Origin of the sequence: Janthinobacterium sp. GMG1, from assembly GCF_034427795.1 — a bacterium.
GTDB lineage: Bacteria > Pseudomonadota > Gammaproteobacteria > Burkholderiales > Burkholderiaceae_D > Janthinobacterium.
Window position 1 is genome coordinate 610,685 of the sequence record NZ_JAXQNT010000001.1, and the last position, 21,599, is coordinate 632,283.

Below are 21,599 nucleotides of genomic sequence, written 5' to 3' on the forward strand. Positions count from 1 at the left end.
GCGGGTTGCGCCGTGCAGAAAGTGTATACCGGAATGCCAATATTTCGTTGGAAAAACATTGCATGTGGCAATCCTGACAGTTGCCTGCCGATAAGGCGTTTCCTTAACCTTTACTTAAAATGCCACACAGCCAAGGGCGCTGCCGAATTAATCACGAAATATCAGCCCGGGGACTGCCGTTGCGCCGGTCGGGTGGTGTATGATTCCGCCGCTACCTTTAGGGAAAAATATATGGATTTTGTGCAATTCCTCGACATGATCGTGCATGTCGACAAGACGCTGGGTCTCTTGATCGAGCAGTACGGCACCCTCGTGTATGCGGTGCTGTTCGCCATTATTTTTTGCGAGACAGGCCTCGTGGTGCTGTTTTTCTTCCCTGGGGATACCTTGCTGTTTATCGCCGGCGCGTTTTGTGCGACGGGACAAATGCACCTGGGCTTGCTGATAGCCTTGCTGGTGACGGCCGCCGTTACGGGCAACACGCTCAATTACTGGATAGGCGAGGCCATCGGGCAAAGGGTGTTTACCCACGATTACCGCTGGATCAACAAGGATGCCATGCGCCGCACGCATGAATTCTTTGAAAAGCACGGCGGCAAGACCATCATCCTGGCCCGCTTCGTGCCCGTGGTGCGCACCTTCGCGCCGTTCGTGGCCGGCATTTCCGACATGACGCATGCGCGCTTCCAGATGTACAACGTGACGGGCGCCCTGCTGTGGGTGGTCGGTCTGGTGACGGCGGGCTACTTCTTCGGCAATATCCCGTGGATCCGCGACCACCTGACCTTGATCGTGCTGATCGGTGTCGGCGCCGCCGTCGTGCCGGTGGTACTGGGCGGCATGTGGAAACTCTACAAGCGCATGGTCGGCAAGTCGGCGTAAGGCCGCATGGATACGGGGCAAGCGCGCTGCGGCACAGTCCGCAGCCGGCCCCGGATCTCGTTTTTCCCTGCCTCGTTTCTGTTTTACTCCCGCGTTGATTCAAGTTTTGTTGCTTTCCAGCCGTAAACCAGAGGGTATTCTCACTTTCTGGATTTCCATGCGACATTTGAGCGCCCTGTTTGCTTGCAGCCTTGCCGCGATGACGGCCATGGCAAGCGCCAAAGATGCCCCCGTCCCGGCGAGCGCCACCGCATCCGCGCCGATGTCGGCGTCGGCGCGCGCGGCCGCCATGAAAACCCTGACCGAATCGGTGAAGGGCAAGGAGGCCAAGGCGCCTGTCGTCGTTGCGCCCACGGCGCGCGAAAAGGAAGAAGCGGCCGAAGTCGACCTGTCCGAACGCATTGCCGCGCGCCTGGCGGAAATGCGTGCCACCCAGGCGGCCCGCGCCGCCGCCCGCGCCAAGCGCGCCGCCGTGGTGAAGGCCGCGCCGCCGCCACCGCCGCCCGTGCCGCGCGGCACGCACTGGTCGTACGAAGGCGACAGCGGCCCGGCCCACTGGAGCAAGATCAATGTCGACTGGGCCAAGTGCGGCAATGGCAGCCGCCAGTCGCCGATCGATATCCGCGACGGCATGAAGGTGGAGCTCGAGCAGATCAGCTTTGACTACCATCCGTCGTCGTTCAACGTGGTTGACAATGGCCACACGGTGCAGGTGGGCGTGAGCGGCGGCAATTACATCACGGTGCAGAACCGCATGTTCGAGCTGCAGCAATTCCATTTCCACCGCCCTTCCGAAGAGCGCATCAATGGCAAGGCGTTCGAGATGGTGGTGCACCTGGTGCACCGCGACGCGGAAGGCCGGCAAGCCGTGCTGGCGCTGCTGCTGGAGCGGGGGGCGCCGCAGGCGACCATCCAGACCGTGTGGAACAATCTGCCGCTGGAAAAATTCGAGACCATGCAGCCGACCATCCTGCTCGACCCGGCCGAGATGCTGCCGACGCGGCGCGATTACTACACCTACATGGGATCGATGACGGAGCCGCCTTGCAGCGAAGGCGTGCTGTGGATGGTGATGAAGCAGCCGGTGCAAGCCTCGCCGGCGCAGATGGCGCTGTTCAGCCGCTTGTATCCCTTGAATGCGCGCCCGATTCAGCCTACGAACGGCCGCATCATCAAAGAGTCCAATTAAACGAATGCGAGGCGCTGGCGGCCGGTCCATTCGGCGCCGGCGGCCAGCAGGTCGGGCTGGATCAGGGCAGGCTCGATGCAGATGAAGCGCGGCTGCTCGTCGTCGGCCAGGTCGGGCAGGGCGGCCGCGTCTTGTGCGCCCGGGTTCCACACGACGGCGTCCGTAAAGCCCTGCTGCTCCAGGCGCAGCGTATGGCTGCCAGACTGCAGGCTCAAGGCGCCCGGCAGCTGGTAGTAGATGCGGTCCAGTTTGTCCGAAAATTGCAGTACTTCTTCCGCCTGCAAGGCGTCTTGCGGCGTCTCGTCCGAGTAGCGCACGCGCTGCAAGCCGCCAATGCGCGCTTCGCTCAATTGATCAATCGCAAAATAACTGTGCAGGGCGGCCGAGAATGGAAACGCCTGCTCGCCCGTGTTGTGCACGGACAGGTGCAGCTCCAGTGATTGGGCCGTGACGGCAACGCGCAGGCGCAGGGTGAAGTTGTATGCCCAGCTGGCGGCGATCGCTTCCGGCAAGTCAGCCTGGGTCAGGACAAATTGCGCCCATGCGGCACCATCAGCCTCACCGCTCGATTCCAGCTGCCAGGTCGCCACGCGCGCAAAGCCGTGGCGCATGCCCGTGCCGCGCGCGCCGAACTGGGGAAAGATCACGGGCACGCCGCCCCGGATGGCGCGGCTGCCGTCGAGCGCGGAATCTCGGCTGCAGAACAGGCGCTCCTGGCCATCGCTGGTCTGCCACGAGACCAGGTGGCCGCCGTACAGGGTGACGGTCGCTTGCGCGCCATCGGCGGCGCGGATGGTCACGGCCGGCAGCTCGCCAAAGATACTCTCGCTCATGCTAGGCTTTCATGTCAGGTCAGGCGGCTTTTCGCCAGCGGCGGATTCTTCGCAAAGTAATTCTTGATGCCCGTGACGATGGCGTCGGCCATCTGGTCCTGGTAGCCGTTGTCGGTCAGCTTGGCTTCTTCCTCCGGATTCGAGATGAAGGCCGTCTCGATCAGGATGGAAGGGATGTCCGGCGCTTTGAGCACGGCGAAGCCGGCCTGTTCGACGGAACCCTTGTGCAGGCGGTTGATGCCGCCGATTTCGCGCAGCACGGCCTTGCCCAGCTTCATGCTGTCATTGATCTGCGCCGTCGTCGACAGGTCGAGCAGCACGCTGGCCAGCTGCTTGTCGTGGTTCTTCACGTTCACGCCGCCGATCAGGTCGGCCTGGTTTTCCTTGTTGGCCAGCCAGCGTGCAGCCGTCGAGGTGGCGCCCTTTTCGGACAGCACGAAGACGGACGAGCCGCGCGCCGTCGGCTGGATGAAGGCGTCGGCGTGGATCGAGACGAACAGGTCGGCCTGCACCTTGCGCGCCTTTTCCACGCGCATGCCCAGCGGGACGAAGAAATCGGCGTCGCGCGTGAGCATGACGCGCATGTTCGGCTGCAGTTCCAGCTTGGTCTTGAGGCGCTTGGCAATGGCCAGCACCACGTCTTTTTCGCGGCTGCCCCGGCTGCCCATGGCGCCAGGGTCTTCGCCGCCGTGGCCGGGATCGAGCGCGATGGTAATCATGCGCACCACTTTCTGGCCCGGCAGCGGGCGCGCTTCGGGGCGCTGTTCCGGACGCACGTCGGGAACGGGCGGCACGATGGGCGCTGCCGGCGGCGCCACGGCGGCCACGGGCGGCTTGCCGCTCTCGGGCAGGGGCAGCGCGGGCGGCGGCGTATGCGTGCCGGCCATGGGCGGCTTGGCGGGGTCGCTCGACCAGTCGCCCTTTTCGATCATCTGCGCGATCAAATCCGGCTCGCGCACGGGATACAGGTCGAAGATCAAACGGTGGTTGTAGGAGCCGGCCGGCGGCAGGGTAAACAGCTGCGGCGTGACTTCCTCTTTCAGGTCGAACACCAGGCGCACGACATTGGGCCGGTTCTGGCCCACGCGCACCTGCTTGATATACGGGTCGTTCGACTGAATTTTCGCCACCAGGCCCTTGAGCGTGGGATTGAGTTCCAGGCCTTCGATGTCGACCACCAGGCGTTCCGGGTCCTTGACGATGAAGTGGGTCGCCTTGAGGATGCTGTCGTTTTCCAGGGTGACGCGGGTGTAGTCCTCGGCCGGCCAGACGCGCACGGCGAGAATTTGCGCCGCCATCGCCGACATGGGCGCGAACACGGACAACAGCAGGGTGCCGCCGGCCTTGAGGACCGTGCGCCGGGTGATGGGCGAGGAGATCAAAGGTTCGGGGCGAATTTGAGACGGTGAAGGCATGACAGACCCAATTCAGAAGACGCTTGCAATTCTACATCACGTCCTGTACCCGCAACGTTCAAATAAATATTCAGGTCGGCCGGCGGCAGCACCGGTTCGGCTTTCTCCGGCCATTCGACGATGCAGATATTGCGGCCGTCGAAGTCTTCGCGAAAGCCGGCGTCGAGGAATTCCTCGGCACTGCCCATGCGGTACAGGTCGAAGTGGATGACGTTGACGCGCTGGCCATCGAGTTGCACCGTGTACGGTTCGGACAGCGTATAGGTGGGGCTTTTCACGTGGCCAGCATGGCCGGCCGCGTGCAACAGGGCGCGCGTGAGGGCCGTCTTGCCGGCGCCCAGGTCGCCGTGCAGGTAGATCGCCAGGCCCGGCGCCAGCGCGCGCGCCAGCGCGGCGCCCAGCGCGGCGGTGCCGGCTTCGTCGTGGAGGTGGGCTTTGAAGTGTTCGGTCATGATCTTCGGTATCGCATAAAATGGAGGCTGCTGTCATTGTAACCGCCCGCGCGCCTGCCGTTTTCCGTAAAGTCCCCTATGTCCGCCACCATCACCGATCTCGCCGTCCTGGCGCGCACCATCAAAGAATGGGGGCGCGAGCTGGGTTTTGCCGAGGTGCGCATCGCCGACGTGGACCTGTCGCACATGGAAGCGCCCTTGCAAGCCTGGCTCGATGCAGGGTACCACGGCGAAATGGATTACATGGCCAGCCACGGCATGAAGCGCGCGCGCCCGGCCGAACTGGTGCCGGGCACGGTGCGCGCCATCAGCGCGCGCATGAATTATCTGCCGCCGGCGCTGGGGCCCGACTGGCGCGCGCACGAGGCGGCGCGCGATGCCGACCCTGCCGCGGCCGTGATCTCCGTGTATGCGCGGGGCCGCGACTATCACAAGGTCATGCGTTCGCGCCTGCAGCAGCTGGCCGAGCGCATCAAGGGCGAAATCGGCGACTTCGGCTACCGCGTCTTCAGCGATTCGGCGCCCGTGATGGAAGTCGAGCTGGCGCAAAAGGGGGGGCTGGGCTGGCGCGGCAAGCACACCTTGCTGATCAACCGCCAGGGCGGTTCCTTCTTTTTCCTCGGCGAGATCCTCATCGACGTGCCGTTGCCCGTCGACCCGCCGGAGACCCCGCGCTGCGGCCAGTGCTCGGCGTGCATCACGGTGTGTCCGACGCAAGCCATCCTGGGGCCGTACAAGCTTGACGCGCGCCGCTGCATCTCTTACCTGACGATCGAATTGAAGGGCGCCATTCCCGTCGAGATGCGCCCTCTGATCGGCAACAAGGTGTACGGCTGCGACGATTGCCAGACTGTCTGCCCGTGGAACAAGTTCGCCCAGCGCGCCGTCGTGCCCGATTTCGACGAGCGCCACAGCCTGGGCAGCGCCGGCATGGTGGAGCTGTTCGCCTGGACGGAAGAAGAATTCAACCGCCGCATGGAAGGCAGCGCGATCCGCCGCATCGGCCACGAACGCTGGCTGCGCAACCTGGCCGTCGGCATGGGCAACGCGGCCGCCAAGGCCCGGGGCCAGGCCGACATCGTCGCGGCCCTGCTGTCGCGCCGCGAGCATCCATCGGCCATCGTGCGTGAACACGTCGAATGGGCGCTGGCCTTGCACGGCATCGCCTAGACCCTTTTTAAGCCTGCTTCAGGCGCAGTGCCGACCACTCACTATCGATGGCGACCATGGCCACGCTGTCGAGGCCTACGGTGTGCGCAAAGTCGCGGATATCGTCGCGGTGGATGTCGCTGCCCGCTTTGATTCCGCCCTTGCGGTATGCCACCCAGACGGCGCCGCCGGGCGCCAGGCGCGCCTGCGCCATCGGCAGGAACTGTTCCAGTTCCGCGCGGCTGCGTGCGTACAGCAGGATCCAGTCGGCATTTTCACCTTCCCGCACCCGCCGCTCCGCCGGCAACTGCGCCAGCAATTCTCCATGTTCGCCGCCGTCATTGAGCACGGCCAGGGAGCTGGCATTTTTCACATACATTTTCTCAAAGGCAGATTTGTCAGGCATGGCATCGGCGTGTGGATGGTGAAAAGACGAGCATAACAAATTTCTGCTTGACTTATCGATATATCGTTATAAAATGGCGATACCTACTAACGATATATCTTTAAAGAGAAAACATGAGAAACTCACACCACACAGAACACGGCCAGCATGGCCATCACCATCATCACGGCCATTGCGGCCAGCATCACCACCACCATGGCGAATACCGCCACGAATACTCCATGCACGGCCGCGGCCCGCGCGGCTTCGACGAACGCGGTGATGGCATGGGCCATGGCGGCCCCGGTGGCCCAGGTGGACGAGGGCGCGGCGAACGGGCCGAGCGCGTCTTCGGCCGTGGCGACTTGCCGCTGATCGTGCTGGCGCTGATCGAAATCAGTCCCCGTCACGGCTATGAAATCATCAAGGCCATCGAAGAGCGTTGCGGCGGCGCCTACGCCCCCAGTCCGGGCGCCGTGTATCCGACCCTGACCTTGCTGGAAGAGCAGGACCATGTCACGTCCTCCGAAAGCGCCAGCGGCAAGAAGCTCTACACGATCACGGACCTGGGGCGTGCGTATCTCGACGAGAACCGCGCCCAGGTGGACGGCATCCTGGCCCGCCTCGACATGTTTGCCCGCGTCCAGGCGCGCAACGCCTTGCCCGAGCGCGTGCGCCAGGCCATGCACACGCTCAAGCATGCGCTGTTGCTGAACAAGACCAGCTGGAGCGACGCGGAAGCCGAGCGCGTATCCGCCGTGCTGGAACAGGCGGCGAACGCCATCGTCGACGGCCACTGAGCCCACTTTACAAGGATAAGCCATGACTACTGCATCACCAGCAACACCACGTCCGCATGCCATCGAGCGCGTGCGGCATGACTTGAAACTGCGCGTGCTCACCGTCGTGCGCACCGAGCAGATCACGCCGCACATGCGCCGCATCACCCTGGCCGGCGACGACCTGGACGGCTTTGTCTCGCCGGCGCACGACGACCACGTGAAACTGTTCTTCCCCGCCCGGGGGCAGGCTACGCCCGTGTTTCCCGTGCTGGGCAATGGCCCGAATCCCATCCAGTATGCGGAAGGCGCGCGCCCGATTGCCCGCAATTACACGCCGCGCCGCTACGACGCCGCGCGGCGCGAGCTGGAAATCGACTTCGTGCTGCATGGCGACGGCCCTGCGGCCAGCTGGGCGGCGCAAGCCGCGCCTGGCCAGACCCTGGGCGTGGGTGGACCGCGCGGCTCGATGCTGGTGCCGCTCGATTTCGACTGGTATGTGCTGGTGGGCGACCAGACGGCCTTGCCGGCCATCGCCCGCCGCCTGGAGCAGTTGCCGGCCACGGCGCGCGCGATGGCCGTGATCGAGATCGTCGAAGATGGCGAACAGATTGCGCTCGAGTGTGCGGCGCAGCTGGACGTGCGCTGGGTGGCGCGCAATGGCCGCAGGGGATCGCTGCTGCTGGAAGCTCTGGCGCAAGTGGCCTTGCCGCAGGATGGCGACGGCTATGTATGGGTGGCGTGCGAGCATGCGCAGGTGCAGGGCTTGCGTGGGCACTTTATTGACGCCGGGGTGCCGAAGCAGCATCTGCATGTGGCCAGCTACTGGAAGCATGGGGCGGCCGAGCATCATGAGCATCACGATGAGTGATGGTGGTGGTGTCGGCTTACGCGCGTTGCGCTAAGCCGACCTACTGCATTTACTTCAACAACCCCGCCAGCTCCACCGCCGTCTTGACCTGCATCTTGTCGAAGATATGCGCGCGGTGGACTTCCACGGTGCGCATGCTGATGCCCAGCTTGTCGGCCACCACCTTGTTCATCTTGCCCGCCAAAATCAGGTCCAGCACTTCGCGTTCGCGCGTCGACAGGGTGGCCAGGCGCGCATGCACGGCGGCCAGTTCGCCCGCCTGGCGCGAGTTGGCCAGGCCTTGCTGCACGCGGTCCATCAGGTCGTTGTCGTTGAACGGCTTTTCAAAGAAATCGAAGGCGCCCCGTTTCAGGCTGTCGACGGCCATCGGCACGTCGCCGTGGCCGGTGAGGAAGATCACGGGCAGGCGCGCCGTCAGGTCGCGCTTGACCAACTGGTCAAACAGGGCGATGCCGTTCATGTCGGGCATGCGCACGTCGAGCAGCACGCAGTCGCCGGCGGCGTCGAAGCTGCCATCGAGGCTATCGAGGAATTGCTGGGCGCTGGCGTAGTTGCGCGCCTCGATGCTGCGCGAGGCGGCCAGCCAGGACAGGGAGTCGCGTACGACCTCTTCGTCGTCAATGATGTGCAGCATGGTGTCTCCGGATTGTCGTTATGCGTTATTCGTTATTGCTTGGTGCGGCGCGCGGCGCGGCCGGTACGCTGAATGTAAAGATCGTACCGCCTGCGGGGTTGGCGCCGAAGGTCAGCGCGCCGCCGTGAAATTCGATGGCGGTGCGGCAGATGTTCAGGCCCATGCCCATGCCTTCGGACTTGGTCGAGAAAAACGGCGAAAACAGCCGCTCGGCCACATCCTGCGGGATGCCATGTCCATGATCGATCACGTCCACCGTCACCATGCCTTGCTGCGCGTCGTGGCTGGCCCGCAGGCGCATGATACGCCGTCCCGGCGCCGCGTCCTGCATGGCCTCGATGGCGTTGCGCGTCAGGTTCAGCAGCACTTGCTCGATCATCACGGGGTCGGCGCGCAGCAGCGGCAGGTCCGGCGGCAGCTCTTCCTGGATGGTGACATAGTATTTGCGCGCCTGCAGGTCGATCAGTGCGCGGATGCCGTCGATCAGGGTGCGGATGGCGATATCCTGGCGCTGCGGCTCGCTCTTGCGCACGAAATCGTGCACGCTGCGGATGATCTGGCCGGCCCGCTGCGCCTGCGCGCTGGCCTGTTCCAGCGCCGGCTTCAATGTATTCGGCTCGACGGGGACACCGCTGTCGATGGCGCGGCGGATCAAATTCAAGGCGCCCGTGGTGTAGCTGGAAATGGCCGCCAGCGGCTGATTCAGTTCGTGCGCCAGCATCGACGCCAGCTCGCCCATGGTGGCCAGGCGCGAACTCGTTTGCAGTTTTTCCTGCTGCTGGCGATTCAGTTCCTCGACCCGCTTGCGGTCCGAGATATCGAGCACGGAACCCATCCAGCCCGTTTGCTGGCCATTCTTGTCCACCAAGGGCGCCTCGAAGATCAGCACGGCCACGCGCGTGCCGTCCGGACGCTGGAAATAGGTTTCGAACTGCGGCGTGGGATTGCCGGCCAGGGCCTTGACGAAGCGCTGCTGGTATTCCTCCAGCGCCTCGGGCACCCAGTAGGGCATGGGCGGCAAACGGCCCAGGATTTCCTCGGGCGGATAGCCGACGATCTGGCAAAACGCGGGATTCACGTAGGTGACTCTGCCTTCCAGGTCGCGCGCGCGCATGCCCGTCACCAGCGAGTTTTCCATCGCCGTGCGAAACAGCATCTGCTGGCGCAGCGCGCCTTCGGCCACCAGGCGGCGCGAAATGTGGCGCCACAGGGCCAGCAAGCTCCACAGCAGCCCCAGCGACAGGGCGATGACGGAGCCGACCAGCAAATTGGGCAGCAGCTTGGGCTGGCTTTTCACGCTGTCGGTAAACAGGGTGATGGTGGCGCCGGGCACGTCGAGCGCACGCTTGTGCGTGTACACGCCGTGGCCGGGACCGGCGGCGGCGCGCCGCGCCAGCACCTTGTCGTCGCGGTCGATCAGCGAAATCTGGTTATCCTGCGCAAACCACCACGGCACCATTTCATCGAGCAGGCTGCTGATCTGGTAGGTGGCCACCAGGCTGCCCACGTAGCGCTGGCCATCGAACAGGGGCTGGTGGTAATCCATCAGCATGGCGCCCGGCGGCGCGTCGGGAAAGCCGCTCTGCTGCGAAGGCTGGGCGTACTGGCCCCGGTGCAAACGGCGCGCATTGTCGGCCGCCGTCAGCGAGGCGGGCGAAAACGACAGGGCATGCGGCAGGCTGTTGTCGCTGGTGGCCAGCACCTTGCCGCTGGTGTCGAGCCACAGCACGCGCTGCAATTCACGGCCATTGCGCAACATCTGCTGCAGCCGTTCGTGCACTTTTTCCGCCGACAGGGAGCTGCTGGCGATGTCCACGCCCAGGTTGAACAGGCTTTCCTCGTTGCGCGCCAGCTGGAAGCGGATGGTCTGCTCCACCCACAGCGTATCGGCGATCAGCTGCTCCTGGCGCTCGTTGCTTTCCATCTGACGCGCCTGCCAGGGCAGCCAGAACAGGATGGACAGGAACAGCAGCAGCAGGATGACGGGCAGCAGCCAGCGCATCGGGCTCGATAGCTTGAAGCGGCGTGCAAGGGTGGGGGGAGTCGGCATGGCTGGCAGGGTAGCGGCTTATCGGGAGCCGGCTATTGTGGTTAACCACAATAGCGAAGGCAGTTTCTTTGGCACAATATCCAAGTAGACAAATAATAAAGTTTTTCAAAAACCACTCAGGAGACAAAAATGCAGATGAAAACCATGTTCGTCGCGCTGTGCGCGGCCATAGGCGCCACCGCCGGCGTGCACGCTTACGCGCAAGCCCCCATCGTTATCAAGTTCAGCCACGTCGTGGCCACCGACACGCCGAAAGGCCAGGCCGCCGAACGTTTCAAGCAGCTGGCCGAAAAAGCCACGAATGGCAAGGTCAAGGTCGAACTGTACCCGAACAGCCAGCTGTACAAGGACAAGGAAGAACTCGAAGCCCTGCAGCTGGGTGCCGTGCAGATGCTGGCACCGTCGCTGGCCAAGTTCGGCCCGCTGGGCGTGAAGGAATTCGAAGCCTTCGACCTGCCCTACATCTTCCCCACCAAGACGGCGCTGTACAACGTCACCGAAGGCGAAATCGGCAAGAGCCTGCTGAAAAAACTGGAACCCAAGGGTATCACGGGCCTGGCTTACTGGGACAATGGCTTCAAGGTGATGTCGGCCAACAAGCCGCTGCACAGCCCGGCCGACTTCAAGGGCCTGAAAATGCGCATCCAGTCGTCGAAGGTACTCGACGCGCAAATGCGCGCGCTGGGCGCCAATCCGCAGGTGCTGGCCTTCTCGGAAGTGTATCAGGCGCTGCAGACGGGCGTGGTCGACGGCACGGAAAATCCGCCATCGAATATGTACACGCAAAAGATGCATGAAGTGCAAAAGCACGTGACCGTGTCGAACCACGGCTACCTGGGCTATGCCGTCATCGTCAACAAGAAATTCTGGGATGGCTTGCCGCCCGATATCCGCGGCCAGCTGGAAAAAGCCATGCGCGAGGCGACCACGTTTGAAAAAGCCATCGCCCAGCGCGACAACGATCAGGCCCTCGACGCCATCAAGAAAGCGGGCAAGACGCAGATCTACACCTTGACGGTGCAGGAACAGGCCGAGTGGCGCAAGGCGCTGGCGCCCGTGCAGAAGACCATGGAAGCGCGCATCGGCAAGGATCTGATCTCGGCCATCAACAAGGAAAGCGCGAAGTAATAGCGCTGGCCGCGCCACCCGGCGCGGCTATCAGGGGCATCCCTGTCTTTCTGCAGCAACGGCACCTGCGCGTCCTGCGCGGGTGCCAGCGTACCCGCATTCTTTGAAAGTCCACCATGAAATTTCTGGATCACCTGGAAGAGTGGCTGATCGCGACCCTGATGGGCGCGGCCACCTTCATCATCTTCGTCGCGGTCGTGCACCGCTACCTGGCCGGCTTGCCGATACCGGTCGTGCAAGACTTCCTGATACAAATCAATACCAGCTGGGCCCAGGAACTGTGCATCTACATGTTCGTCTGGATGGCCAAGTTCGGCGCCGCGTACGGCGTGCGCACGGGCATCCACGTGGGCGTCGATGTCTTGATCAACCGCATGAACCCGCGCTGGCGCGACCGTTTCATCGTCTTCGGCCTCGGTGCCGGCGCCCTGTTTACGGGCATCGTCGGTACTTTGGGCGCCAGCTTCGTGTGGTCGATCGGCCACACGGACCAGACTTCGGCCGACATGGAAGTGCCGATGTGGCTGGTCTACCTGGCCGTGCCGCTCGGTTCCTACCTGATGTGCTTCCGCTTCCTGCAGGTGATGGTGCATTTCATCAAGACGGGTGCCTTGCCGAAACACGACCATTCGCACGTCGAGGGGCTGGAAGACGAATTGACGGCTGAAGAAAAAGGAGCCAAGGCATGAACGCGCTGATCATTTTTGTATTGCTGCTGGCGTTGATGCTGACCGGCATGCCGATCTCCATTTCGCTGGGCCTGACGGTACTGACGTTCCTGTTTACCATGACCAGCGTGCCCATCGAATCGGTGGCCCTGAAGATTTTCACGGGCATCGAGAAATTCGAGATCATGGCCATCCCGTTCTTCATTTTGGCGGGCAACTTCCTCACGCATGGCGGGGTGGCGCGGCGCATGATCAACTTCGCCAGCTCCATGGTGGGGCACTGGCACGGCGGCCTGGCGCTGGCCGGCGTGATGGCGTGCGCGCTGTTTGCGGCCGTCTCCGGTTCCAGCCCCGCCACCGTGGTGGCGATCGGTTCCATCATCCTGCCGGCCATGGTCAAGCAGGGCTATCCGCGCGGTTTCGGCGCCGGCGTCATCACCACCTCGGGCGCGCTGGGCATTTTGATACCGCCATCGATCGTGATGGTGATGTATTCCGTCAGCACGAACACGTCCGTTGGTAAACTGTTCATGGCGGGCGTGATTCCCGGCATGATGCTGGCCATGCTGCTGGGCCTGACCACGTGGTTTTTGGCGCGCAAGCACAATTATCCGCGCATGAAAAAGGCCAGCTGGGGCGAGCGCTTCGTCACGTTCAAGAAGAGCGCCTGGGGCTTGCTCTTGATCGTCATCGTCATGGGCGGCATCTATTCGGGTGCCTTCACGCCGACGGAAGCGGCCGCCATGGCTGCCGTGTACGCCTTCATCATCGCCGTCTTCGTCTACAAGGACTTGAAGATCAAGCAAGTGGGCAAGGTCTTGCTCGATTCGGCCGCCATGTCGGCGATGCTGTTGTACATCATCACCAATGCCGTGCTGTTCTCGTTCCTGATGACCAGTGAAAACATTCCGCAAGCGATGGCCGAGTGGATTACGGGCAAGGGCCTGGGCGTGATCAGTTTCTTGCTGGTGGTCAACGTGCTGCTGTTGTTGGCTGGTAACGTCATGGAGCCGTCGTCCATCGTGCTGATCATGGCGCCGATCCTGTTCCCCGTCGCCATGAAGCTGGGCATTGACCCTGTGCACTTCGGCATCTTGATCGTGGTCAATATGGAGGTCGGCATGTGCCATCCGCCCGTGGGCCTGAACCTGTACGTGGCGTCCGGCATTACGAAGATGGGCATCTCGGAGCTGACCGTGGCCGTGATGCCGTGGCTGCTGACGATGCTGGCCTTCCTGGGCCTGATTACCTACGTACCACAAATCTCGCTGTGGCTGCCAAATTTAATTTACAACTAAAACAGTTGTCCCCGTCATGGTGCAAAAAAAGTCGATCCGGCCGAATAAATGCGCTATGATGGGCAGCCTTAAGGGGAAACACGTATATGCATATGCGCCCCGGTAGCAAGGCTGAAATACAGAATTGGCAACAAGGTTAGTGGGGGAGTGGTCTATAAAAACGGTATTGATACCGGGGATATATTGAGGAGACACACGTTTCACAGAAGTTGTTGAGTCATAGCTGTCTGCGGCCACAAGCCGGCACCGGCGGACCCAAACGACCGGGAACGTGAAGCAATATTTGAAGCGCACCGACTGGTGCGCTTTTTTTTCGTGCGCGGGAAACGTCCGCCGGCACGCCCAAAGACGGTGCATAATTCCCGTGGTGCGGTTTCCCGCGCCGGCAGGTTGCATATATGCCACACTTGAACAATGATCAGCAGATGAAAAAACAACAGGGCAGTGAACTGTTCAGCGCCATCGTGGCCGCGCCGTTCGGCGCCATGGGCGTGCGCGCGCACGATGGCCAGGTATGCGAGCTGGTGTATCTGCCGCCGCACTTCGCGGAAAAAGACGCGCAGGATGCCGTCTCCGAGCGGGCCTGCCAGCAACTGGCCCGGTATTTCCGCGATCCCGATTATGTCTTCGACTTGCCGCTGGCCGCCTCGGGTAGCGCCTATCAGCAACGGGTGTGGGCGGCGATTCGCGGCATTGCGCGCGGCCAGGTGCGCACCTATGGAGACGTGGCGCGCCTGATCGGCTCGGCCCCGCGCGCCGTGGGCCAGGCTTGCGGCGCCAACTGGTTTCCCGTGGTCATACCCTGCCACCGCGTGACGGCCGCTGGCGGCCTGGGCGGCTTTGCCCACCACGACGATGCGACGGGCTTCCACCTGGGCGTCAAGCGCTGGCTGCTGGCGCACGAAGGCGTGGCGGCTTACCTATGATGAACAGCCTGCTGGCGCCCGACAACGCTACCCTGATCGACGAATTCTGCGACAGCCTGTGGCTGGAAGACGGCTTGTCGAAAAACTCGCTCGATGCCTACCGGCGCGACATGCGGCTGTTTGCGCGCTGGCTGGAAGTGGCGCGGCCCGGGCGCGAAGGCCTGTACGACGTGTCCACGGCCGATATCGAGGCATATTTCGCGGCCCGCCACGACGAGAGCAAGGCGACCTCGTCGAACCGGCGCCTGTCCGTGCTCAAGCGCTTTTACCAGCTGGCCTTGCGGCACAAGCATATCGCCGCCGACCCGTGCCTGAAGATGGTCTCGGCCAAGCAGCCGGCGCGCTTCGTGCATACCCTGAGCGAAGCGCAGGTGGAAGCCTTGCTGGCGGCGCCCGACGTGAGCACGCCGCTGGGCTTGCGCGAGCGCACGATGCTGGAACTCATGTATGCGAGCGGCTTGCGCGTGTCGGAACTGGTGGACTTGAAATCCGTCGAGCTGAGCCTCAACGATGGCGTGCTGCGCATCACGGGCAAGGGCAGCAAGACGCGCCTGGTGCCGTTCGGCGAACAGGCGCGGCTGTGGATAGAGCGTTATCTGAAAGAAGCGCGCGGCGTCATCCTCGACGGTCAGATGGACGATGCATTGTTCGTCACGCGGCGCGGTGGCGCCATGACGCGGCAAATGTTCTGGGTCATCATCAAGAAACACGCACTGAACGCGGGCATCACGGCGCCGCTGTCGCCGCACACCTTGCGCCATGCGTTCGCCACGCATTTGCTGAACCATGGCGCGGACTTGCGTGTTGTGCAATTGTTACTGGGGCACTCCGATATTTCCACCACGCAGATTTACACGCATGTGGCCCGCGAACGGCTGAAACTGCTGCATGCGCAGCATCATCCGCGCGGCTAAAAATTTTGTATTTGCTCCAACTGCGTCATAATGTGCCCTATGTGCTTATCTGTAACAATAAAAAACTAAAGAGGTAGTAAATGGCCAAGACAAATTTCCAATACGAAAAACGGCAAAAAGAGCTGGAAAAGAAGAAGAAAGCCGAGGAAAAAGCCAGACGCAAGCTGGAAGCGAAGAATAATCCGAAGCCGGCCGATGGCAGCGAGGGCGATGAGCCGGAAGCGGACGACGCCGACGACGCCGATGACGCAGATCCGGCCGCCGAAGGCGACGCACCCGTCCAGCCCCAGTAATTCCCCGTTCCTGACGACCGGTGCGGCATGGCCGCGCCGGCATCTCCTCGTTCTACCCGTTCTCTCTTCCCTTCCGCTACAAGCGCGGCCGCTGGCCAAGCGCCTGTTGCAGCTGTGTGCTGGCGATGGCCGCATCGGCGCGCGCCTGCACATAGCCCTGGTACGCTTCATCGGCCGAACGCTGCGCCGTCAGCCATTCCAGCAGCGAGGCATTGCCTTTGACGTAAGACAGGCGCATGCCATCGACCACCTTTTGCGCATCGACCAGCACGCCATCGCGGTAGCGTGCCAGCCTGTCCTGCGCCGCACGCAGCTGCCGCTGCGCCGTGCGCACCTGCGTCTCTGCCGTCAGTTCCGCCTGGCGCAGGGCCAGCATCGCCTGCGTCACACTTGATTCCGCCTGCACCACGTCGCCCTTGTCGCGCCGCGACAGGGGAATGGGGATGGCCAGCGAGATGGACAGCGCGCGGGAGCGGGACGCGCCATCGACGGGATTGCCGCTGGCATCGATGCCGTCATGGTAGCCGCGCGCGGCGGCCAGGCCCACGGTGACGGTCGGGTCGACGGCGCGGTTGGCGCGCACCAGCGCCGCGCCATCGCGCAGATTGTCCAGGGTGGCGCGAGCGATGCGCACGTCGCTGCGCGCGTTGAGCGCCTGCGGCACCAGCACCCTGGCATCCTGGTCGGCATACGCGGCGAGGTCGCACGCCAGTTGCGCGTCCGGAAACAGAATCTCGAACTGGCGCCCCAAGGGCGGCGACAAATTCAACATGGCGCTGTCCGCCTCGCTGCGCGCCTGCGCCAGCTCGGCCTGGAACTGGTCGCGTTCCACGCGCGACTGCAGCAGCTCGATGCCGCCCACGTCGCCCGCCTTGCGCCGCACTTCGTTCGCTTCCACCACTGTCGACAGGGCCGCCATGGTCTGCTCCTTGCGCGCGACGACTTCGCGCGTGCGGCACGCTTCCGTGAACGCGGCGGCGGCCGTGCCATACAGTTCGCTCTTGAAGCCGGCCACCGTTTCCTCGGCCAGCGCGACATTGCTGTGCGCCGCCTTGATGCGCGCGGCGCGCTTGCCGCCCGTCTCGATGGCCATGCTGATGGCCGGATTCCACGTAACGGGACGGTGTTCGACGCTGCGCACGGTTTCGCGCGTGGCGCCCAGGGTAAACTCGGGATCGGGACGCAAGCCAGCGATGCCGACGCCGGCCCTGGCCGCAACGATGCCTTCTTGCTGCGATTGCAGTTCCAGGCTGTGGCTTTCCACTGCGGACAGGTAGGTGTCAAAGCTCAACGGAGTGGCAAGGGCGCCGGGCGCGATCAGCCAGGCCGCCAGCAATACATTAAAACGTGTCATGGGTCTCTCCTTTGGTGTGCGTCTGGCGTTTTTGCAGGTGCGCCTCGATCAGGTAATACAGGGCTGGCAACAGCAGCAAGGTCAGTGCGGTCGCCGTCACCAGGCCGCCCACCACGACGGTCGCCAGCGGACGCTGCACGTCGCTGCCCAGGCCCGTCGCCAGCATGGCCGGTGTCAGCCCCAGGGCGGCCACGGTGGCTGTCATCAGCACGGGGCGCATGCGGTCGCGCGCGCCTTCCAGCACGGCGTCGCGCAAGTTTTTTCCCTCGTCGCTGCGCAGGCGGTTGATCTGCGCCAGCATCAGTACGGCATTCAGGACGGCCACGCCGAACAGGGCGATGAAACCGACGGCGCTCGACACGTTCAAGGTCATGCCGCGCAGGTGCAGCGCGGCCAGGCCGCCCAGCATGGCCAGCGGCACAGCCAGCAAGACCAGTGCGGGCTGGCGCAGGTTGCGGAACTGGCCAAACAGCAGCAGGAACATGGCGCCCAGGGTCATCGGCAGGATCAGGGCCAAACGGCTTTGCGCGCGCTGCAGGTTTTCAAACTGGCCGCCCCATTCGACGCTGATGCGCTGGTACTCGTTGGCCACGGCTTGCGCCACCAGCGGGCGCGCTTCGGCCAGAAAGCCGGCCAGGTCGCGCCCGCGGGCATTCAGGCGCACGATGATGTGGCGCCGTCCCATTTCGCGCACGATCACGCTTTCGCCCGAGGTGGTGCTGATGGTGGCCACCTGCGCCAGCGGAATCCTCGCGCCGTTGGCGGCGTTGAGCTTCAGGCTGGCGATGGCGTCCGGGCTGGAGCGCGTGGCGGGCGGGAAGCGCACGGCGATGTCGTAGCTTTTTTCGCCCACATACACCTGGCCGATGGGGGCGCCGCCGATGCCGGTGGCAATCAGGTCAGCCACGTCGGCCGCATTGATGCCGTAGCGGGCTGCCTTGGCGCGGTCCAGTTCCACCTTCAGGTTGGGTAGGGGCGGCTCGACGTCCACGGCTACGTCGGAGGCGCCGTGGACAGTCTTGAGGACATTGGCGACCTTGCCGGCGATGGCGCGCACTTCATCGAGGTCGTTGCCGAAGATTTTCACCGTCAGGTCGCTGTGCGCGCCCGACAATTTATCCTGCACGCCGTCGATCATCGGCTGCATGAAGGCCACGGTAAAACCGGGCATGCGCGCGAAGCGCGCGTTCATTTTGGCGATCAGCTGCTGCTTGCTCATGCCGGACTTCCAGCTTTTGTACGGATGCAGTCCCACGCTCGCCTCGATGTGCGACGGCGTCCAGTAATCGGTGCCGTCGTCGTTGCGCCCCGTCTGTGTGACGATGGTCGACACTTCCGGAAATTCCAGCGCGGCGCGGCGCAATTCGCTGGCCATCCCGGACGCCTTGTCCAGGGTGATCCCGGGTGGCATCTGCACCTGCAGCCACAAGGAGCCTTCATCGAGGTAGGGCAGGAAGTCGCGCCCGATACTGCCGCCCAGGATGGCAAGCGCTGCGAGCGATCCTGCGCACACCATCGCCACCCAGCGCTTCTTGCCCACCATGCGATCGAGGAAGCGGCCGTACGCGCCCGCCAGCTTGTCCAGCGCGCGGTTATGGAAGGTGCGGCGCGGCTTGCGCAAGGCTAGCCAGGCCAGGCCCGGAATCAGCACCAAGGCCACCACCAGCGCGCCCACGAGCGCCGCGCCGACCGCATACGCCATCGGCGAGAACAGCTTGTATTCGATGCGCTGGAAGGCGAACAGGGGCAGGTAGGCGGCGATGATGACGGCCATGCCGAACATGATGGGGCGCGCCACCTGCAGGGTGGCGTCGATGGCGTCCTGCAGGGTCAGGGGCCGCTCCTGTTCCCGTTCGCGGCGGCGCAGCATGTTTTCCAGCACCACTACGGAACCGTCGACGAGGATGCCGAAGTCGATCGCCCCCAGCGACAGCAGGTTGGCGGGAATCTTAAAATGGTGCATGAAGATGAAGGCGATCAGCAGGGCCAGCGGAATCGTCAGCGCGACGATGGCGGCCGCGCGCGGGCTGCCCAGATACAGCAGCAGCACCAGGGCGACCAGCAGCATACCTTCGCCCAGGGTAAATCCGACCGTGTGCAGGGTGGCGTCGATCAGCGAGCTGCGGTCCAGGTAGGGCACCACTTTCACATCCTTCGGCAGCAGCTTGGCATTTAAATCGTCCACGGCCGCATGGATGCCCGCCAGCGCTTCTGATGGGTTGAAATCCTTCAGCAGCAGCGTGATGCCTTCAATGGTGTCGGGGTTGTCGTCCTTGCCGAGGATGCCGCGCCGCTCCACGTTGCCGTAAGCGAGCCTGCCCAGGTCCTTCACCAGCACGGGCACGCCATCCTTGCTGCTGACGACGACGTTGCCCATGTCGTCGAGGGTATGCAGCAAGCCCACGCCGCGCACCACGTACGATTGCTGGCCGCGGTCGATGACGCTGCCGCCGCCGCTGATGTTGTTGGCGTTGATGGCGTCCTTGACCTGCGCCAGCGAGAAGCCGTAGCTGTCCAGTTTTGCGGGATCGAGTTCCAGCATGAACTGCGTCGTCAGGCCGCCGAAATTGCTCACGTCGGCCACGCCGCGCACCTGCTGCAGGCGCGGAATCACGGTCCAGAACTGCAGTTCGGACAGCTCGCGCAGGGAGCGTGTTTTTGATTCCAGCGTGTAGCGGTAGATCTCGCCCGTGGGCGAGGTATAGGGATCGAGGCCCGGCTTGGCGTCGTAGGGCAAGTTCACGCTGGCCAGGCGTTCCTGCAGCCGCTCGCGCGTGAAGTAGCCGTCGCTGCCATCCTCGAACACCACCGTGATCAAGGACAGGGCGAACAGGCTGCGCGTGCGCAGCACGTGCATGCCGGGCGTGCCCAGCAGGGCGCGTTCGAGCGGAATGGTGATCTGCTGCTCGATTTCCTCTGCGCCCAGGCCCGGCACCTGCGTGACGATCTGCGAGGTGACGTCGGCGATGTCGGGATAGGCTTCGATGGGCAGCTGCTTCCAGCAATAGACGCCGTAGGCGGCGACAAACAGCAGCACGAGCCAGACGATGCCGCGCCGCTGGCAGCAGGTGGCGATGACACGGTCAATCATTGAGCAGCACTCCTTCCTTGACGACGATGCGTTCGCCGGCCTTCAGGCCAGAGACGATTTCCACCTGCTCGCCATGGCTGGCGCCCACCTGCACCGCGCGTGGCGCGAATACCAGCGCGCTGCGCTCGACCATCACGCGCGTCGATGGCCCGCTTTGCAGCAGGGCTGACGCGGGCACGAGGAGGGCGCGGCGGGAAGCGCCGGCGAATCCCGCGTGGGCGAACATGCCCGGCTTGAAGGCGCCGGCGCGGTTGTCGATGGCTACGCGCACCTTCACCGTGCGCGTCTCGGGATCGAGCACGGCGCCCACATACGCGACCTTGCCTTCGAAAGCCTTGCCGGGCCAGGCGTCGACGGTGATGCGGGTCGCTTGGCCCACGGCCACCTGCGCCAGGTCCCGCTCGGCCACGTTGGCCGACAGCCATACGGTGGACAGGTCGGCCACCGTCATGACGGGCGCGTTGATATCGTTCCAGTAGCCGCCCTGGGCGCCTTCCATGGCGATCACGGTGCCAGCGATCGGCGAACGCAAGACATAGTCACGGCGGGTGCCGCGTGTGTCGCGCGCGCCGGCACCGTACTGGGCCAGCTTGTCGGCGCTGGCCTGCGCATCGCTGCCGGCCTGCGCAAAGGCCGCCTGCGCCGCTTCGTATTCCTTGCGCGCGGCGATCTCCGCGTCGAACAGGGTTTTCTGGCGTTCCAGCTCCTGGCGCGCCTGCAGCAGGGCGGATCTGGCCTTGCTGTCGTCCGCGTAGGCGGCGCTTAGCTCCGCCGAATCGAGTGTGAACAGCGGGTCGCCCGCTTTCACGCTGTCGCCAAGGGCGCGCTGCAAGCGCGTGATGCGCCCGGCCAGCGGCGGCGTGATCTTCACCAGTTTTTCCGGCATGGCTTCGATGCTGCCCGGCGCCTCCGTCTGCGTGGCGATCTCCTGTTCCTGCACGGCGGCGATCTGCAGGCGCTGGCGCAGCGGCGACATCTTGTCGACGGCGATGCTGCCATCGTCCAGGTGCATCGACTGGGCGGGCGGCGCGGCTGCCGCCGTCGGCTTGGCGCAGCCGGCCAGGGCCGAGCAGGCGAGAGCGAGGGCGCAGCTGGCGCCCAGGGCGTTGCGGGTGGTCGTGTTCATCCCGTGTTTCCTTGTTATTGATGGTGATGGGGCATGCGTGGATGCCGTGCCCAGGCGGGCAATGAGAGGGACGCAGTGGCGCAGGCAGCGTCACTACAGCGCCGGGAAAGCATAGCAATGTGCTCCTGAAGAAGCGCCCAAGAACGCCTGAATCATTCTTCA

At 63.9% G+C, this 21,599-nt stretch carries 21 protein-coding genes; 11 read left to right on the top strand and 10 right to left on the bottom strand.

Annotation, left to right across the window (positions count from 1 at the left end):
- Positions 1–231 precede the first annotated feature (231 nt).
- Positions 232–882, top strand: a complete 651-nt coding sequence (locus tag SJI03_RS02835; RefSeq protein ID WP_071075583.1) for a VTT domain-containing protein — start codon at positions 232–234, stop codon at positions 880–882.
- A 99-nt stretch (positions 883–981) separates the two neighbouring features.
- Here SJI03_RS02835 and SJI03_RS02840 read toward each other — a convergent pair whose 3' ends face one another.
- Positions 982–1,173, bottom strand: coding sequence for a hypothetical protein (locus SJI03_RS02840; RefSeq protein ID WP_322426438.1), 192 nt, complete (start codon positions 1,171–1,173; stop codon positions 982–984).
- On the opposite strand from SJI03_RS02840, the gene SJI03_RS02845 reads away from it, so the two are divergent.
- Positions 1,172–2,071, top strand: coding sequence for a carbonic anhydrase (locus SJI03_RS02845; RefSeq protein ID WP_416208697.1), 900 nt, complete (start codon positions 1,172–1,174; stop codon positions 2,069–2,071). The genes SJI03_RS02840 and SJI03_RS02845 overlap by 2 nt on opposite strands.
- Here the strand turns inward: SJI03_RS02845 and SJI03_RS02850 are convergent.
- From SJI03_RS02850 to tsaE, 3 genes are read right to left on the bottom strand one after another with little or no spacing between them, the layout of a single operon-like run.
- Positions 2,068–2,904: a D-hexose-6-phosphate mutarotase gene (locus tag SJI03_RS02850; RefSeq protein ID WP_322426183.1), complete on the bottom strand. Its 837-nt coding sequence runs from the start codon at positions 2,902–2,904 to the stop codon at positions 2,068–2,070. The two genes, SJI03_RS02845 and SJI03_RS02850, sit on opposite strands and share 4 nt — an antisense overlap.
- A gap of 14 nt (positions 2,905–2,918) precedes the next feature.
- Positions 2,919–4,319: an N-acetylmuramoyl-L-alanine amidase gene (locus tag SJI03_RS02855; protein ID WP_099401537.1), complete on the bottom strand. Its 1,401-nt coding sequence runs from the start codon at positions 4,317–4,319 to the stop codon at positions 2,919–2,921.
- A complete protein-coding gene (tsaE, locus tag SJI03_RS02860; RefSeq protein ID WP_034746843.1) occupies positions 4,283–4,771 on the bottom strand; it encodes a tRNA (adenosine(37)-N6)-threonylcarbamoyltransferase complex ATPase subunit type 1 TsaE in 489 nt (162 codons plus the stop codon). The genes SJI03_RS02855 and tsaE overlap by 37 nt, the downstream gene beginning before the upstream one ends.
- A gap of 78 nt (positions 4,772–4,849) precedes the next feature.
- On the opposite strand from tsaE, the gene queG reads away from it, so the two are divergent.
- Positions 4,850–5,941 (top strand): tRNA epoxyqueuosine(34) reductase QueG, encoded by a 1,092-nt coding sequence (gene queG / locus SJI03_RS02865; RefSeq protein ID WP_099376610.1) that lies wholly within the window; start codon positions 4,850–4,852, stop codon positions 5,939–5,941.
- A 7-nt stretch (positions 5,942–5,948) separates the two neighbouring features.
- Here queG and SJI03_RS02870 read toward each other — a convergent pair whose 3' ends face one another.
- Positions 5,949–6,293: a DUF3052 family protein gene (locus SJI03_RS02870; protein WP_322426184.1), complete on the bottom strand. Its 345-nt coding sequence runs from the start codon at positions 6,291–6,293 to the stop codon at positions 5,949–5,951.
- Positions 6,294–6,547: 254 nt separating this feature from the next.
- On the opposite strand from SJI03_RS02870, the gene SJI03_RS02875 reads away from it, so the two are divergent.
- A complete protein-coding gene (locus SJI03_RS02875; protein WP_244517467.1) occupies positions 6,548–7,105 on the top strand; it encodes a PadR family transcriptional regulator in 558 nt (185 codons plus the stop codon).
- Between the two features lie 22 nt (positions 7,106–7,127).
- Positions 7,128–7,955 carry a siderophore-interacting protein gene (locus SJI03_RS02880; RefSeq protein WP_099376613.1) on the top strand — a complete coding sequence of 276 codons (828 nt, stop codon included), beginning with the start codon at positions 7,128–7,130 and terminating at the stop codon, positions 7,953–7,955.
- A gap of 49 nt (positions 7,956–8,004) precedes the next feature.
- On the opposite strand, the gene SJI03_RS02885 is transcribed toward SJI03_RS02880, so the two are convergent.
- Positions 8,005–8,589, bottom strand: a complete 585-nt coding sequence (locus SJI03_RS02885) for a response regulator transcription factor (protein ID WP_034780029.1) — start codon at positions 8,587–8,589, stop codon at positions 8,005–8,007.
- Between the two features lie 25 nt (positions 8,590–8,614).
- Positions 8,615–10,639: a PAS domain S-box protein gene (locus tag SJI03_RS02890; RefSeq protein WP_322426185.1), complete on the bottom strand. Its 2,025-nt coding sequence runs from the start codon at positions 10,637–10,639 to the stop codon at positions 8,615–8,617.
- Between the two features lie 135 nt (positions 10,640–10,774).
- Between SJI03_RS02890 and SJI03_RS02895 the strand changes: the two genes are divergently transcribed.
- The 6 genes from SJI03_RS02895 (at position 10,775) to SJI03_RS02920 (ending at position 15,866) form a co-directional block, all read left to right on the top strand.
- Positions 10,775–11,767 carry a TRAP transporter substrate-binding protein gene (locus tag SJI03_RS02895; protein ID WP_374106368.1) on the top strand — a complete coding sequence of 331 codons (993 nt, stop codon included), beginning with the start codon at positions 10,775–10,777 and terminating at the stop codon, positions 11,765–11,767.
- Positions 11,768–11,883: 116 nt separating this feature from the next.
- Positions 11,884–12,456 carry a TRAP transporter small permease gene (locus SJI03_RS02900; protein WP_251351765.1) on the top strand — a complete coding sequence of 191 codons (573 nt, stop codon included), beginning with the start codon at positions 11,884–11,886 and terminating at the stop codon, positions 12,454–12,456.
- Positions 12,453–13,733: a TRAP transporter large permease gene (locus SJI03_RS02905; protein WP_034746868.1), complete on the top strand. Its 1,281-nt coding sequence runs from the start codon at positions 12,453–12,455 to the stop codon at positions 13,731–13,733. The genes SJI03_RS02900 and SJI03_RS02905 overlap by 4 nt, the downstream gene beginning before the upstream one ends.
- Positions 13,734–14,158: 425 nt before the next feature.
- Positions 14,159–14,659 carry a methylated-DNA--[protein]-cysteine S-methyltransferase gene (locus SJI03_RS02910; protein ID WP_322426186.1) on the top strand — a complete coding sequence of 167 codons (501 nt, stop codon included), beginning with the start codon at positions 14,159–14,161 and terminating at the stop codon, positions 14,657–14,659.
- Entirely contained in the window at positions 14,656–15,573 is a 918-nt protein-coding gene (gene xerD, locus SJI03_RS02915; RefSeq protein ID WP_416208698.1) for a site-specific tyrosine recombinase XerD, read from the top strand. Before SJI03_RS02910 ends, xerD begins: the two co-directional genes overlap by 4 nt.
- 80 nt (positions 15,574–15,653) lie before the next feature.
- Positions 15,654–15,866, top strand: a complete 213-nt coding sequence (locus SJI03_RS02920; RefSeq protein WP_099376618.1) for a hypothetical protein — start codon at positions 15,654–15,656, stop codon at positions 15,864–15,866.
- Between the two features lie 76 nt (positions 15,867–15,942).
- Here SJI03_RS02920 and SJI03_RS02925 read toward each other — a convergent pair whose 3' ends face one another.
- Genes SJI03_RS02925 through SJI03_RS02935 form a run of 3 tightly spaced genes read right to left on the bottom strand, consistent with a single transcriptional unit; the run spans position 15,943 to position 21,437 of the window.
- Positions 15,943–17,220: a TolC family protein gene (locus tag SJI03_RS02925; RefSeq protein WP_322426187.1), complete on the bottom strand. Its 1,278-nt coding sequence runs from the start codon at positions 17,218–17,220 to the stop codon at positions 15,943–15,945.
- Positions 17,207–20,311 carry a CusA/CzcA family heavy metal efflux RND transporter gene (locus SJI03_RS02930; RefSeq protein WP_322426188.1) on the bottom strand — a complete coding sequence of 1,035 codons (3,105 nt, stop codon included), beginning with the start codon at positions 20,309–20,311 and terminating at the stop codon, positions 17,207–17,209. Before SJI03_RS02930 ends, SJI03_RS02925 begins: the two co-directional genes overlap by 14 nt.
- Positions 20,304–21,437, bottom strand: a complete 1,134-nt coding sequence (locus SJI03_RS02935; protein WP_322426189.1) for an efflux RND transporter periplasmic adaptor subunit — start codon at positions 21,435–21,437, stop codon at positions 20,304–20,306. The genes SJI03_RS02930 and SJI03_RS02935 overlap by 8 nt, the downstream gene beginning before the upstream one ends.
- Positions 21,438–21,599: the final 162 nt, after the last annotated feature.

What these genes read in the sequence shown, in the direction of transcription:
- SJI03_RS02835 (WP_071075583.1), top strand. Translation starts at nt 232, where the DNA reads ATGGATTTTGTGCAATTCCTCGACATGATCGTGCATGTCGACAAGACG.
- SJI03_RS02845 (WP_416208697.1), top strand. Translation starts at nt 1,172, where the DNA reads ATGAAAACCCTGACCGAATCGGTGAAGGGCAAGGAGGCCAAGGCGCCT.
- SJI03_RS02840 (WP_322426438.1), bottom strand. Translation starts at nt 1,173, where the DNA reads ATGGCGGCCGCGCGCGCCGACGCCGACATCGGCGCGGATGCGGTGGCG.
- SJI03_RS02850 (WP_322426183.1), bottom strand. Translation starts at nt 2,904, where the DNA reads ATGAGCGAGAGTATCTTTGGCGAGCTGCCGGCCGTGACCATCCGCGCC.
- SJI03_RS02855 (WP_099401537.1), bottom strand. Translation starts at nt 4,319, where the DNA reads ATGCCTTCACCGTCTCAAATTCGCCCCGAACCTTTGATCTCCTCGCCC.
- tsaE (WP_034746843.1), bottom strand. Translation starts at nt 4,771, where the DNA reads ATGACCGAACACTTCAAAGCCCACCTCCACGACGAAGCCGGCACCGCC.
- queG (WP_099376610.1), top strand. Translation starts at nt 4,850, where the DNA reads ATGTCCGCCACCATCACCGATCTCGCCGTCCTGGCGCGCACCATCAAA.
- SJI03_RS02875 (WP_244517467.1), top strand. Translation starts at nt 6,548, where the DNA reads ATGCACGGCCGCGGCCCGCGCGGCTTCGACGAACGCGGTGATGGCATG.
- SJI03_RS02880 (WP_099376613.1), top strand. Translation starts at nt 7,128, where the DNA reads ATGACTACTGCATCACCAGCAACACCACGTCCGCATGCCATCGAGCGC.
- SJI03_RS02885 (WP_034780029.1), bottom strand. Translation starts at nt 8,589, where the DNA reads ATGCTGCACATCATTGACGACGAAGAGGTCGTACGCGACTCCCTGTCC.
- SJI03_RS02890 (WP_322426185.1), bottom strand. Translation starts at nt 10,639, where the DNA reads ATGCCGACTCCCCCCACCCTTGCACGCCGCTTCAAGCTATCGAGCCCG.
- SJI03_RS02895 (WP_374106368.1), top strand. Translation starts at nt 10,775, where the DNA reads ATGAAAACCATGTTCGTCGCGCTGTGCGCGGCCATAGGCGCCACCGCC.
- SJI03_RS02900 (WP_251351765.1), top strand. Translation starts at nt 11,884, where the DNA reads ATGAAATTTCTGGATCACCTGGAAGAGTGGCTGATCGCGACCCTGATG.
- SJI03_RS02905 (WP_034746868.1), top strand. Translation starts at nt 12,453, where the DNA reads ATGAACGCGCTGATCATTTTTGTATTGCTGCTGGCGTTGATGCTGACC.
- SJI03_RS02910 (WP_322426186.1), top strand. Translation starts at nt 14,159, where the DNA reads ATGAAAAAACAACAGGGCAGTGAACTGTTCAGCGCCATCGTGGCCGCG.
- xerD (WP_416208698.1), top strand. Translation starts at nt 14,656, where the DNA reads ATGATGAACAGCCTGCTGGCGCCCGACAACGCTACCCTGATCGACGAA.
- SJI03_RS02920 (WP_099376618.1), top strand. Translation starts at nt 15,654, where the DNA reads ATGGCCAAGACAAATTTCCAATACGAAAAACGGCAAAAAGAGCTGGAA.
- SJI03_RS02925 (WP_322426187.1), bottom strand. Translation starts at nt 17,220, where the DNA reads ATGACACGTTTTAATGTATTGCTGGCGGCCTGGCTGATCGCGCCCGGC.
- SJI03_RS02930 (WP_322426188.1), bottom strand. Translation starts at nt 20,311, where the DNA reads ATGATTGACCGTGTCATCGCCACCTGCTGCCAGCGGCGCGGCATCGTC.
- SJI03_RS02935 (WP_322426189.1), bottom strand. Translation starts at nt 21,437, where the DNA reads ATGAACACGACCACCCGCAACGCCCTGGGCGCCAGCTGCGCCCTCGCT.